Source organism: Kitasatospora sp. NPDC001540, from assembly GCF_042894345.1.
In the GTDB taxonomy this organism is placed as follows: Bacteria; Actinomycetota; Actinomycetes; order Streptomycetales; family Streptomycetaceae; genus Kitasatospora; species Kitasatospora phosalacinea_C.
The window spans coordinates 249,260-261,870 of sequence record NZ_JBIAVO010000005.1 but is presented as its reverse complement, the minus strand read 5'-3'; the positions used below and the strand labels follow the sequence as shown (position 1 = coordinate 261,870).

Annotated in this window: 9 protein-coding genes; 3 read left to right on the top strand and 6 right to left on the bottom strand. The window is 73.1% G+C overall.

Going from position 1 to position 12,611, the window contains the following annotated elements; all coding sequences use genetic code 11:
* Positions 1-136 precede the first annotated feature (136 nt).
* Together dxs and ACFY00_RS09620 are read left to right on the top strand one after the other, a co-directional pair.
* Positions 137-2,038, top strand: coding sequence for a 1-deoxy-D-xylulose-5-phosphate synthase (dxs, locus tag ACFY00_RS09625; RefSeq protein ID WP_388029093.1), 1,902 nt, complete (start codon positions 137-139; stop codon positions 2,036-2,038).
* A gap of 135 nt (positions 2,039-2,173) precedes the next feature.
* On the top strand, positions 2,174-3,691 hold the full coding sequence (locus tag ACFY00_RS09620; protein WP_388029091.1) for an ArnT family glycosyltransferase: 1,518 nt from the start codon (positions 2,174-2,176) through the stop codon (positions 3,689-3,691).
* A 234-nt stretch (positions 3,692-3,925) separates the two neighbouring features.
* On the opposite strand, the gene ACFY00_RS09615 is transcribed toward ACFY00_RS09620, so the two are convergent.
* The 6 genes from ACFY00_RS09615 to ACFY00_RS09590 all read right to left on the bottom strand — a co-directional run bounded on the left by ACFY00_RS09615 (position 3,926) and on the right by ACFY00_RS09590 (position 11,345).
* On the bottom strand, positions 3,926-4,510 hold the full coding sequence (locus tag ACFY00_RS09615) for an alpha/beta fold hydrolase (RefSeq protein WP_388029088.1): 585 nt from the start codon (positions 4,508-4,510) through the stop codon (positions 3,926-3,928).
* Between the two features lie 122 nt (positions 4,511-4,632).
* The gene (locus ACFY00_RS09610; RefSeq protein ID WP_388029085.1) at positions 4,633-6,759 is read right to left on the bottom strand and encodes a 3-hydroxyacyl-CoA dehydrogenase NAD-binding domain-containing protein; all 2,127 of its coding nucleotides are present in this window, start codon (positions 6,757-6,759) and stop codon (positions 4,633-4,635) included.
* A gap of 2 nt (positions 6,760-6,761) precedes the next feature.
* The gene (locus tag ACFY00_RS09605; protein ID WP_285735392.1) at positions 6,762-7,979 is read right to left on the bottom strand and encodes an acetyl-CoA C-acyltransferase; all 1,218 of its coding nucleotides are present in this window, start codon (positions 7,977-7,979) and stop codon (positions 6,762-6,764) included.
* 137 nt (positions 7,980-8,116) lie between these two features.
* Positions 8,117-9,352, bottom strand: coding sequence for an HRDC domain-containing protein (locus ACFY00_RS09600; protein ID WP_388029082.1), 1,236 nt, complete (start codon positions 9,350-9,352; stop codon positions 8,117-8,119).
* A gap of 225 nt (positions 9,353-9,577) precedes the next feature.
* Positions 9,578-10,318 (bottom strand): LuxR C-terminal-related transcriptional regulator, encoded by a 741-nt coding sequence (locus tag ACFY00_RS09595; protein ID WP_388029079.1) that lies wholly within the window; start codon positions 10,316-10,318, stop codon positions 9,578-9,580.
* A 373-nt stretch (positions 10,319-10,691) separates the two neighbouring features.
* Positions 10,692-11,345 carry a DUF3000 domain-containing protein gene (locus ACFY00_RS09590; RefSeq protein ID WP_388029078.1) on the bottom strand — a complete coding sequence of 218 codons (654 nt, stop codon included), beginning with the start codon at positions 11,343-11,345 and terminating at the stop codon, positions 10,692-10,694.
* A 185-nt stretch (positions 11,346-11,530) separates the two neighbouring features.
* Between ACFY00_RS09590 and hemE the strand changes: the two genes are divergently transcribed.
* Positions 11,531-12,610, top strand: a complete 1,080-nt coding sequence (gene hemE / locus ACFY00_RS09585; RefSeq protein ID WP_388029075.1) for a uroporphyrinogen decarboxylase — start codon at positions 11,531-11,533, stop codon at positions 12,608-12,610.
* The last annotated feature ends 1 nt before the right edge of the window (position 12,611 follow it).

Below are 12,611 nucleotides of genomic sequence, written 5' to 3'. Positions count from 1 at the left end.
GCGTTCGGCCCACGGCCACCCGAAGAGCTGGACGGGTTGCCCGCCGCACTACGGACCGGTAATGGACATTAGACTCAAGCGGGGCGTACGCCCTCCGGGCCCATGCGGGCGCGAGAACTTGGACGAGGAGGAACGGGTGGCCCTGCTGACCCGCATTCGGGGACCGCGCGATCTCGATCGACTCACGCCCGCGCAGCTGTCGGCGCTCGCCGAGGAGATCCGCGGCTTCCTGGTGGAGGAGGTCTCGAAGACCGGCGGCCACCTCGGCCCCAACCTCGGCGTGGTCGAGCTGACGCTCGCGATGCACCGGGTCTTCGACTCGCCGCGCGACCGCATCCTCTTCGACACCGGACACCAGAGCTACGTCCACAAGCTGCTGACCGGCCGCCAGGACTTCTCCCGGCTCAAGATGAAGGGCGGCCTGTCCGGCTACCCCTCGCGCGCCGAGTCCGAGCACGACGTGATCGAGAACTCGCACGCCTCCACCGTCCTCGGCTACGCGGACGGCCTGGCCAAGGCCAACAAGATCCAGGGCCACAAGGACCGCCCCGTGGTCGCGGTGATCGGCGACGGCGCGCTCACCGGCGGCATGGCCTGGGAGGCGCTCAACAACATCGCCGACAGCCGCGACCTGCCGATCGTCATCGTCGTCAACGACAACGAGCGCTCCTACTCGCCGACCATCGGCGGCCTCGCCAACCACCTCTCCACCCTGCGCACCACCCAGGGCTACGAGCGCTTCCTGTCCTGGGGCAAGGAGGCGCTGCAGCGCACCCCCGTGGTCGGCCAGGCGATGTTCGACACCCTGCACGGCGCCAAGAAGGGCCTGAAGGACTTCATCGCCCCGCAGGGCATGTTCGAGGACCTCGGCCTCAAGTACATCGGCCCGATCGACGGCCACGACCTGCAGGCCCTGGAGTCCGCCTTCACCAAGGCGCGCGGCTTCGGCGGCCCGGTCATCGTGCACTGCATCACCGAGAAGGGCCGCGGCTACCACGCCGCCGAGAACAACGACGAGGACCGCTTCCACGCGGTCGGGGTGATCCACCCCGACACCGGCCTGCCGGTGAAGACCGCCGGCAAGGACTGGACGTCCGTGTTCGGCGAGGAGATGGTCGCGCTCGGCCGCGAGCGCCGCGACCTGGTCGCGATCACCGCCGCGATGCTGCACCCCGTCGGCCTGGCCCCGTTCGCCAAGGCCTACCCCGAGCGGACCTTCGACGTCGGCATCGCCGAGCAGCACGCCGCGGTCTGCGCGGCCGGCCTGGCCACCAACGGCCTGCACCCGGTCGTCGCGGTCTACGCGACCTTCCTGAACCGGGCCTTCGACCAGGTCCTGATGGACGTGGCGCTGCACAAGCTCGGCGTCACCTTCGTGCTCGACCGGGCCGGCGTCACCGGCACCGACGGCGCCTCGCACAACGGCATGTGGGACATGTCGATCCTGCAGGTCGTCCCCGGCCTGCGACTGGCCGCCCCGCGCGACGCCGAGCAGGTCCGCCTGCAGCTGCGCGAGGCCGTCGAGGTGGCCGACGCCCCCACCGTGGTCCGCTACTCCAAGGGCAACGTCGGCCCGGCGGTGCCCGCCGTCGGCCAGGTCGGCGGCATGGACGTGCTCCGCCGCAGCGAGGGCGGCTCCGCGGACGAGGCCGCCGACGTGCTGATCGTCTCGGTCGGCGCAATGGCCCCGATCTGCCTGGAGGCCGCCGAACTGCTCGCCGAACGGGGCGTCACCAGCACCGTCGTCGACCCGCGCTGGGTCAAGCCGGTGGACGCCGCGCTGCCCGGCCTGGCCGCCCAGCACCGCCTGGTGGTCACCGTCGAGGACAACGGCCGGGCCGGCGGCGTCGGCTCCGCGATCGCCCAGGCGCTGCGCGACGCCGACGTGGACGTCCCGCTGCGCGACTTCGGCATCCCGCAGGAGTTCCTCGACCACGCCTCGCGCGCCGAGATCATGGCGGAGATCGGGTTGACCGGACCGGCGATCGCCCAGAAGATCGAAGCGCTGATCAGCGCCCGTTCCTTCGCCCGGAGCTGACCCTCCGGAACCTCCGTGGGCGCACCGTCCGGGAACCGCACGACGGCTCCCGGACGGTGCGCCCACTGTCGGACCGTCACACCCATTCCCGGACCGGCACCCCTCCGCCCGTTCGCGCCCGGTAGGTTGTCACCCGTGCCCATCACCACCACGAGCCGCCCACGTGCCCTCGCCGACCGCCTCCACGGGCACGTCCGCGCCGGGTACTGGACCAGACTGGTCCCGCTGCTCGCGGTGCTGGCCACCGTCACCCACTTCCCCTCCTTCCTGCGCCCCGTGTGGAGCCCCGACGAGGGCTACCTCGCCACCCAGGCCCGGATGCTCGCCGACGGCGGCGTCCTCTACGACACCGTCGTCGACCGCAAGCCCCCGCTGCTGCCCTGGCTGTACGAGGCCTGCTTCGCGCTGTTCGGCTCCGTCTCGCTCTGGCCGCTGCGCGCCCTCGCGATCGGCGCCCACCTCACCACCGCCGTCCTGCTCGCCTCCATCGCCCGCGGCCGCTGGGGCGACCGGGCCGGACGCTACGCGGGCGTCTTCTACCTCCTGGTCTCCATCGGCCTCTCCCCGGAGGACACCCAGGCCGCGACCTTCGAGGTCTTCATGCTGCCCGCCATGGTGCTCGCCTTCCGCTACGCGGAACGCCGCCGCTGGCTGGCCGCCGGCATCGCCGTCGCCCTCTGCTCCCTCACCAAGCAGACCGGCGGCGCCGTCATGCTGCCCGTCCTGTGGATGCTCCTGCAGGACACCCGCCGCCGCGGCGTCCCCTGGCCCTCGGCCCTCGCCAAGATCGGCTTCGGCTTCGCCCTCCCGATAGCGCTCGTCGCCGCCATCCTCACCAAGCCCAAGGGCTTCCTCTTCTGGGTCGTCACCGGCTCCGGCGACTACGCCGGGCTCGGCTCCAACTGGCCCCAGATGCTCGGCCGCGCCCTCGGCAACTCGGCCATCCTGATGAGCGCCGGACTGGCCTTCCTGCTGCCCTACGCCCACCGCCTGTGGCTGCGCCACCGCCACCGCCCCGTGCCCGCCCGCGGCCCCGAGCGCGGCTCCACCGCCGACCTGTGGGTGTGGCTGCTCTCCTCGGTCATCGCGGTCTCGGTCGGCTTCCACTTCTTCGGCCACTACTACCTCCAGCTGATGCCCCCGCTGGTCCTGCTCGGCATCGGCGCCGTCGCCACCTCCGCCGTCCCCTGGCGCCCCGTCGCCGCCTACTCCGCCCTCGCCAGCACCGTCTTCCTCGCCCTCGCGGTCTTCTGGCCCGGCCAGCGCCTCACCCAGACCACCGAGGTCGCCACCGCCGTCGCCGCCCAGACCACCCCCAAGGACACCGTCCTGGTCTGGGGCATGCACCCCGAGCTCTACTGGCTCGCCGACCGCCGCCCCGCCAGCCGCTACCTCACCGCCGGCTTCCTCACCAACTTCAGCGGCGGCAAGGGCGGCGAGAAGGTCGGCGAACAGTACTCGGTCTCCGACGCCTGGCAGACCTTCGACAACGAGATCACCACCAACGGCCTCCCCGAGGTCTTCGTCGACGACTCCGGCACCGCCCCCTACCAACCCGACAAGGTCCCCCGCATCGCCAGCCTCCTCGACACCTACTACGAGGTCGTCGGCGTCACCGGGGACACGGTCATCTACCGCCTCAAGAAGAAATAGGCTCCGCCACGAACGCCCCTGCACGAACGCCCCTGCACGAACGCCCCTGCACGAGGGCCCCGTCAGGGGCCCGGGGAACGGCGGGTCCGAGCTGCTGACGGCCGGAGCCCACCGGAGGGCCGTGCTGCTTCGGGCCGTAGTGACAGAACCCGAAGCCACGGCACGCACCGGCAGTGAACCGCCGACAGCCCCGGGCCCGTCGTTCCCCGGGCCCCTGGTTGTGCCCCCGGCCGCCTAGGCGGCCCACCCGGCCAGCGCAGCGACCAGCGGCTCCGCCCGGAACGCCGGGTGCGGCGGTTCCGGGCAGCCCGGCAGTTCCACCGCGCCGGGGACGAGGCCCAGCAGCGCGTCGGCTGTGCGGCGCTGGTGGACGGGGTTCTCCGGGGTCGCGGGCAGCACCGCCACCGGCAGCCGCAGCCCGGCGAGTTCCGCGTCGGTGACGCCCCGCAGCGTCTCCCCGGCGAGCAGCCCGGCCGCCTCCGGCAGCGCCGCGCGGATCCGCCCGTCCAGCCGCCCGTCGCCCGCCGTGGCGGGCCAGGCCAGGACCAGGGCCCGGACGCGTTCCGGCACCGCCAGGGCCAGCCGGACCGCCGCCGAGCAGCCGTTGGAGCCGCCGACCAGGACGACCGGCGGCCCGTCCGGCAGCCGCGCGGCCAGGTGCGCCGCCTCCGCCGCCCAGCTCCCGGCCCGCATCGCCCGGTCGGGCGCGGCCACCGCGACCCCGGCCGCCCGCAGGCCGTCCACCACCCCGGGCCGCTCCCAGAACGCGGCCGCGTCCATCGGTTCGTCCCACAGCCCGCCGTGCACCAGCACCAGCACGCGCCCCTCCGCTCCTCCGCACGCCCCGAAAGACCGGCAGCGTACAGAGAAAAGCCGCCGGGCGGCACCCCGTCCCGTCAGGAACGAGGCGCCGCCCGGCGGGCGGTGCGGGAGGCGGTGCGTCAGGCGGGGACCGAAGCCAGGCCGGGGGCCAGGAACTTCTTGCCGTTGACGCGCTCGGAGACGCCCTCGCGGTCGAGGTACGGGGTGATGCCGCCGAGGTGGAAGGGCCAGCCGGCGCCGGTGATCATGCAGAGGTCGATGTCCTGGGCCTCGCCGACCACGCCCTCCTCCAGCATCAGGCCGATCTCCTGGGCGACGGCCTCCAGGGCGCGGGCGCGCACCTGCTCCTCGGTGAGGACGCTGTCGCCGAAGCTGAGCAGCGCCAGCACCTCGGGGTCGAGGACCTGGGCGCCGTCCTGCCAGACGTAGAAGCCGCGCTTGCCGGCCTCGACGACCTTGCCGAGGTTCGCGGAGACGGCGAACCGCTCCGGGAAGGCGCCGTGCAGGGTCTCGGAGACGTGCAGGGCGATGGCCGGGCCGACCAGTTCGAGCAGGGCGATCGGGGACATCGGCAGGCCGAGCGGCTTCACCGCGGCCTCGACGGTCTCGAACGGGGTGCCCTCGTCGATGATGCTCTGGATCTCGCCCATGAAGCGGGTCAGGATCCGGTTGACCACGAACGCGGGGGCGTCCTTGGCCAGCACCGCGGTCTTCTTCAGCTTCTTGGCCACGCCGAACGCGGTGGCCAGCGAGGCGTCGTCGGTCCTCTCGGCCCGGACGATCTCCAGCAGCGGGAGGATCGCGACCGGGTTGAAGAAGTGGAAGCCGACCACGCGCTCCGGGTGCTGGAGCTTGGAGGCCATCTCGGTGACCGACAGCGAGGAGGTGTTGGTGGCCAGGATCGCGGTCGGCGAGACCACCGCCTCCAGCTCCGCGAACACCTTCTGCTTGACGCCCATCTCCTCGAAGACGGCCTCGATCACGAAGTCGGCGTCGCCGAACGCGACGGCCTTGTCGAGGTGGCCGGAGACCAGGCCCTTGAGCTTGTTGGCCTTGTCCTTGCCGATCCGGCCCTTGTCGAGCAGCTTGTCGATCTCGGCGTGGACGTAGCCGACGCCCTTGTCGATCCGCTCCTGGTCGATGTCGGTGAGCACCACCGGCACCTCCAGGCGGCGCGCGAACAGCAGCGCCAGCTGGGAGGCCATCAGGCCGGCGCCGACCACGCCGACCTTGCTCACCGGGCGGGCCAGCGACTTGTCCGGCGCGCCGAACGGCCGCTTGGCGCGGCGCTGCACCAGGTTGAAGGCGTACAGCCCGGCGCGCAGCTCGCCGCTCATGATCAGGTCGGCGAGCGCGGCGTCCTCCGCGTCGAAACCGGCCTGCAGGTCGCCGTCCTTGACCTGCTGGATGATGTCGAGCGCCTTGTACGCGGCCGGGGCGGCCCCGTGCACCTTGGCGTCGGCGACCCAGCGGCCCCACAGCACGGCGTCGTCCCAGGCCTTGCCGCGGTCGAACTCCTCGCGCTCGACGGCGACCTCGCCGGTGAGGACCTTGGCGGCCCACAGCAGCGACTGCTCCAGGAAGTCGGCCGGCTCGAAGATCGCGTCCGCGATGCCGAGCTCGAAGACGTCCTTGCCCTTGAGCTGCTTGTTCTGCGCCATCGCGTTCTCGACGATGACCTTGACCGCCTTGGCGGGACCGATCAGGTTCGGCAGCAGGGTGCAGCCGCCCCAGCCGGGCACCAGGCCGAGGAAGACCTCGGGCAGCGAGAACGCCGGGACGCCCGCGCTGACGGTGCGGTAGGTGCAGTGCAGGCCGACCTCGACGCCGCCGCCCATCGCCGCGCCGTTGTAGAACGCGAAGGACGGGACGGGCAGCGCGGCGATCCGCTTGAAGACGTCGTGGCCGCCCTTGCCGATGGCCAGCGCGTCGGAGTGCTCCTTGAGCAGCTCGACGCCCTTGAGGTCGGCGCCGACCGCGAAGATGAACGGCTTGCCGGTGATCGCGACCGCGACCACCTCGCCCGCGGCCGCCTCCGCCTCGACCCGGTCCAGCGCCTCGGCGAGCTTGGCCAGCGAGCCCGGGCCGAAGGTGGTCGGCTTGGTGTGGTCGAAGCCGTTGTCCAGGGTGATCAGCGCCAGCTTGCCGGCCCGCAGCGGCAGGTCCAGGTGGCGCACGTGCGCGGTGGTGACGACCTCGCCGGGGAACAGTTCGGCGGCGCGCTGCAGCAGTTCAGTGGTGCTCATGGTCACTTACCACCCTCGAAGTGGGGGTTCTCCCAGATGACGGTGCCGCCCATGCCGAAGCCGATGCACATGGTGGTGATGCCGTAGCGGACGTCCGGCCGCTGCTCGAAGCGGCGGGCCAGCTGGGTCATCAGGCGCACGCCCGAGGAGGCCAGCGGGTGGCCGAACGCGATCGCGCCGCCGTACGGGTTGACCCGCTCGTCGTCGTCCGCGATGCCGTAGTGGTCCAGGAAGGCCAGCACCTGCACGGCGAAGGCCTCGTTGACCTCGAACGCGCCGATGTCCTCGATGGTCAGCCCGGCCTTGGCCAGCGCCTTCTCGGTCGCCGGGACGGGACCGATGCCCATCACCTCGGGCTCGACGCCCGCGAAGGCGTAGCTCACCAGGCGCATCTTGACCGGCAGGCCCAGCTCGCGGGCCACGTCCTCGGCGGCCAGCAGCGAGGCGGTGGCGCCGTCGTTGAGACCGGCCGCGTTGCCCGCGGTGACGTTGCCGTGCGGGCGGAACGGGGTCTTCAGGCCCGCCAGCGACTCCATCGTGGTGCCCGGGCGCAGCGGCTCGTCGACCGTGGCCAGGCCCCAACCGGTCTCGCCGACCTCGGGGTTGGTGTTGCGGATCGCGATCGGCACCAGGTCCGGCTGGATGTCGCCGTTGGCGTAGGCCTTGGCGGCCTTCTCCTGCGAGCGCACCGCGTACGCGTCGCAGCGCTCCTTGGTGATGTGCGGGAAGCGGTCGTGCAGGTTCTCCGCGGTCATGCCCATGAACAGGGCGGACTCGTCGACCAGCTTCTCCGAGACGAACCGCGGGTTCGGGTCCACGCCCTCGCCCATCGGGTGCCGCCCCATGTGCTCGACGCCACCGGCCACCACGACGTCGTACGCGCCGAAGGCGATGCCGCCCGCGGTGGTGGTGACGGCCGTCATCGCACCGGCGCACATCCGGTCGATCGCGTAGCCCGGGACGGACTTCGGCAGGCCGGAGAGCAGCGCGGCGGTGCGGCCGATGGTCAGGCCCTGGTCGCCGATCTGGGTGGTCGCGGCGACGGCGACCTCGTCGATCCGCTCGACGGGCAGGCTCGGGTTGCGGCGCACGAGCTCACGGATGCACTTGACGACCAGGTCGTCGGCGCGCGTCTCGTGGTAGATGCCCTTCGGGCCGGCCTTGCCGAACGGGGTGCGGACGCCGTCGACGAAGACGACGTCCCTCGCGGTACGAGGCACGGGGGCTCTCCTCCCAGGGGGACATGACGATGAGCGCGCGCACGAGCGGCGCCGCTACGCCCACCAATCTACCCACGAGTAACAACGCCCGGCAAGGAGCTGCGGAAGTGACCCGGGCGACGCCCGGGCGCCACCGCTCAGGCCGCGGCCTCCCGGAACGCCCGCTCCAGCGCCGGGGCGACCAGCTCGGTCTGCCAGGCCCGGGCCCCGAGCGCCCGCAGCGCCTCCGCGATGGCGTCGGCGGCCGGGTCGGCCGGGGGCTCCCAGGAGACCCGGCGGACCAGGTCGGGGGTGATCAGGTTCTCGGCGGGCAGGTGGTGCCGCTCGGCGAGGGCGGTGACGGCGGCCCGGGCGCCGCTGAGCCGGGCCGCGGCGACCGGGTCCTTCTCGGCCCAGGCGCGCGGCGGCGGCGGGCCGTCGTGCGGGGCGGTCGCGGGCGGCAGCGCGGCCTCCGGGATCTCCCGGGCGCGCTCGATCGCGGCCAGCCACTGCTCCAACTGGCGGCGGTTCACCCGCGGCCCGAAGCCCTGGACCGCGATCAGCGCGGGCGCGTTGGCCGGCATGGCGAGGGCGGCGTTCACGATCGCGGCGTCGGCCAGCACCCGGCCGGGGGAGACGTCCCGCTCGCGGGCGATCCGGTCCCGGGTGAGCCACATCTCGCGGACGGCGGCGAGCTGGCGGCGGCGGCGGACCTTGTGCAGCTGGGAGGTGCGCCGCCAGGGGTCGACCCGCGGCGCGGGCGGCGGCGCGGCCGCCAGCGCCGCGAACTCCTGGTGCGCCCAGTCGAGTTTGCCCTGCCGGTCGAGCTCGGCCTCCAGCGCGTCCCGCAGGTCGACCAGCACCTCGACGTCCAGCGCGGCGTAGCGCAGCCAGGGCTCGGGCAGCGGGCGGGTGGACCAGTCGACCGCGGAGTGCTCCTTGGCCAGCGACAGGCCCAGCACGTTCTCGGTCATCGGGCCGAGCCCGACCCGGGCGAACCCGGCGAGCCGCCCGGCCAGCTCGGTGTCGAACAGCACGCCCGGGTGCATGCCGACCTCGAACAGGCAGGGCAGGTCCTGGGTGGCCGCGTGCACGACCCACTCGGTGTCGGCGAGCGCGGCGTTCAGACCGGTCAGGTCGGGGCAGGCGATCGGGTCGATCAGCGCGGTGCCCGCGCCCTGGCGGCGCAGCTGGATCAGGTAGGCGCGCTGGCCGTAGCGGTAGCCGGAGGCGCGTTCGGCGTCGACGGCGACCGGCCCGGTGCCGCCGCGGAAGGACTCGACGACGGCGGCGAGGGTCGCGTCGTCCGCCACCACCGGTGGGATTCCGTCCCTGGGTTCGAGGAGCGGAACCGGGGCGGTCTCTTCGGGGAGGGAGGCTACGGCGTCGGTCACCCCCCAAGGGTACGTCGTGCGTCGCCGCCGGGAGTGTTGTCTGACTGGTCGGACCATGTTCGGACATATGCCAGCCCGGGTCGGCGCGGCGTCCGGCCGCCGCCCAGGCGCAGCGCGCGGGCGGGCTGACGGGCCGTCATGGGCGGCGGGCCCAGTGCCCGGGGGCGGGCGCGACGGCGGCCCGGAGGAAACGTTCCTCCGGGCCGCCACCAGGGACGATGCGGATCAGTGGATGATGCCGGTGCGCAGCGCCACCGCCACCATGCCCGCCCGGTCGCCGGTGCCCAGCTTGCGGGCGATCCGCGCCAGGTGGCTCTTCACCGTCAGCGCCGACAGGCCCATCGCCACGCCGATCGCCTTGTTCGACTGGCCCTCGGCGACCAACCGCAGCACCTCCACCTCGCGGCCGGACAGCTCCCGGTACGCCGAGGGCTGCGCGCCGGGCGCACCGGGCGCGCCGGGGACGGCACCGGGCTGGCCGGGGGCGCCGTGGTGGCCGGGCGCACCGGGGTGGTAGTGGCCGGGGATGCCGGGGCGGCGCATCCGCCCGGCCAGGCCGGCGCCGATCGGCAGGCCGGGGCGGCCGGGCATCGGCATGTTGGTGCGGGTACCGGTCACCACGTATCCCTTGACGCCGCCGGCCAGCGCCGAGCGGACCGCGCCGATGTCGTCGGCGGCGGACAGCGCCAGGCCGTTGGGCCAGCCCGCGGCGCGGGTCTCGGCCAGGACGGTCAGGCCGGAACCGTCGGGCAGGTGGACGTCGGCGATGCAGATGTCGCGCGGGGTGGAGACCCGGGGACGGGCCTCGGCGATCGAGGAGACCTCGATGACGTCACGGACGCCGAGCGCCCATAGGTGCCGGGTGACCGTGTTCCGGACCCGGGGATCTGCGATGACCACCATGGCGGTGGGCTTCGTCGGACGGTAGGCGACCACGCTTGCGGGGTGCTCGAGAAGGACCGACACCTGAGGCCTCCGGGGGGAGTGGCGGACGAACCCCGAGGGGGCGGTCGGAGTGTTCCGCGTCTGGAAAGGGTCACTGACACCTTCGGCATCAACCGTGCCCGGCTTTAGCGGGTGATCACGATCTAGTGAGTAACAATACGGACAAATCGTGCAGGTGACCGGTACGACATGCCTGGAAATCGCACAGAATCGATCACTGTCGATGCCGAGTCGATCGTGAACGTGCAGGTAATTGACCCAGAGTGCCTGTGAAGTCACAATCCGTCAGTCCTGCGGGTGGCGCCGGACCCGGAGCGCGGGGTTGTCCCCCTGAGGTGTCGGGAACGCCTGACGGCCGCTCGGCGGCCGGGGGCGGGTGAGCGCGCCGGAGGCGTCAGTGCGAGTTGCGCGGGCGGCGGCGGGCCGGCATCGGCACCACCCCGCCCAGTCCGCCCGACCCGTCCGCGGGCAGCGGCGCCGGGGCGGACGGCGGCAGCCCCGCGCACACGCACAGCAGGTCCGCCCAGGCGGCCAGGTGCCGCTCGAAGCGGCGGTCGGCCGGCGTCCAGGACGCCCGCAGCTCGATCTCGGTGGACGAACCGCGCTCGGCCAGCGCGCCGAAGTACTGCGAGTGGCACCTGGTCACCGTGCCGGACGGCTCCGCGTACCCGGCGGCCTGCGCCTGCAGCGCGTCCAGCAGCCAGCTCCAGCCGACCTCGGACAGCAGCGGGTCGCCCGCCATCTCCGGCTCCAGCTCGGCCCGGGTCATGGTGACCACCCGGAAGTCCCCGTTCCACGCCTCCGGCGCGGACGGGTCGTGCAGCAGCACCAGGGTGCCGTCCGCCAACTCCTCGCCGTCCACCTCGACCGAGGCGGAGAACGCGAAGGTGTACGGGGCCAGCCGGCGGGGGGCGGGCTGCGGGGACAGCCGTACCTCGGGGCGCAACCGCGCCCCGGTCAGCGCCTCGACCGCGTCGCGGAACTCGATCGGCGCCGACTCCCTGCCCGTTCCTCCACCCTGTGCGGATTGCCCGCCGACCGCTGCCATGACCGGAAGCCTAGGCGGCGCGGACCCGCAAGCCGAGCACTTTCGTCCCTCCGGCGTGCCGAAAACCCGGAAAACGACCGGGCCGTGGACCCCGCCCCGACGGCCACCGCCCGAGGTGTCCGTTTTGCCTGACCACGCCACCCGCCCGGACGGGAGCGCACCGGCCCCGTGCGAGGATGTGACCCGTGAGTGAGACCCCCGCAGCCCAGTCCGGTCAGCGGCCCCGCGGCGCCGCGTACGACTCCGTCTTCCTGCGCGCCGCCCGCAACGAGCCGGTGCCGCACACCCCCGTGTGGTTCATGCGGCAGGCCGGGCGCTCGCTGCCCGAGTACCTGAAGGTGCGCGAGGGCGTCCCCATGCTCGACGCCTGCATGCAGCCCGAGCTGGTCAAGGAGATCACCCTCCAGCCGGTGCGCCGCCACAAGGTCGACGCGGCCATCTTCTTCTCCGACATCGTCGTCCCGCTCAAGGCCGTCGGCATCGACGTCGAGATCAAGGGCGGCGTCGGCCCGGTCATCGCCGACCCGATCCGCACCGCCGCCGACCTCCAGCGGCTGCGCCCGCTCGAACCCGACGACATGCCCTACATCACCGAGGCGGTCGGCCTGCTGGTCGCCGAACTCGGCGCCACCCCCCTGATCGGCTTCGCCGGGGCCCCCTTCACCCTGGCCAGTTACCTGGTCGAGGGCGGGCCCTCGAAGTCGTACGAGAACACCAAGGCGATGATGTACGGCGCCCCCGAGGTGTGGGCCGAACTCGTCGACCGGCTCGCGCAGATCACCGCCGCCTTCCTGAAGATCCAGATCGAGGCCGGCGCCTCGGCGATCCAGCTCTTCGACTCCTGGGCGGGCGCGCTCGCCCCCGACGAGTACCGCCGCTCCGTGATGCCCGCCAGCGCCAAGGTCTTCGACGCGGTCGAGCCCTACGGCGTCCCGCGGATCCACTTCGGCGTCAACACCGGCGAACTCCTCGGCCTGATGAGCCAGGCCGGCGCGGACATCGTCGGCGTCGACTGGCGCGTCCCGCTCGACGAGGCCGCGAACCGGGTCGGCCCCGGCAAGGGCCTGCAGGGCAACCTCGACCCCGCCGTCCTCTACGCCCCCACCCACGTCGTGGAGACCAAGGCCCGCGAGGTCCTGCACGCCGCCCAGGCCCTCGGCGGCAGCCACCACATCTTCAACCTCGGCCACGGCGTCATGCCCACCATGGACCCGGACGCGCTCACCCGCCTCGTCGCCTTCGTCCACGAGGCCAGCGCCCGGTAGG

What these genes read in the sequence shown, in the direction of transcription:
- ACFY00_RS09590 (WP_388029078.1), bottom strand. Translation starts at nt 11,345, where the DNA reads ATGGCAGCGGTCGGCGGGCAATCCGCACAGGGTGGAGGAACGGGCAGG.
- ACFY00_RS09610 (WP_388029085.1), bottom strand. Translation starts at nt 6,759, where the DNA reads ATGAGCACCACTGAACTGCTGCAGCGCGCCGCCGAACTGTTCCCCGGC.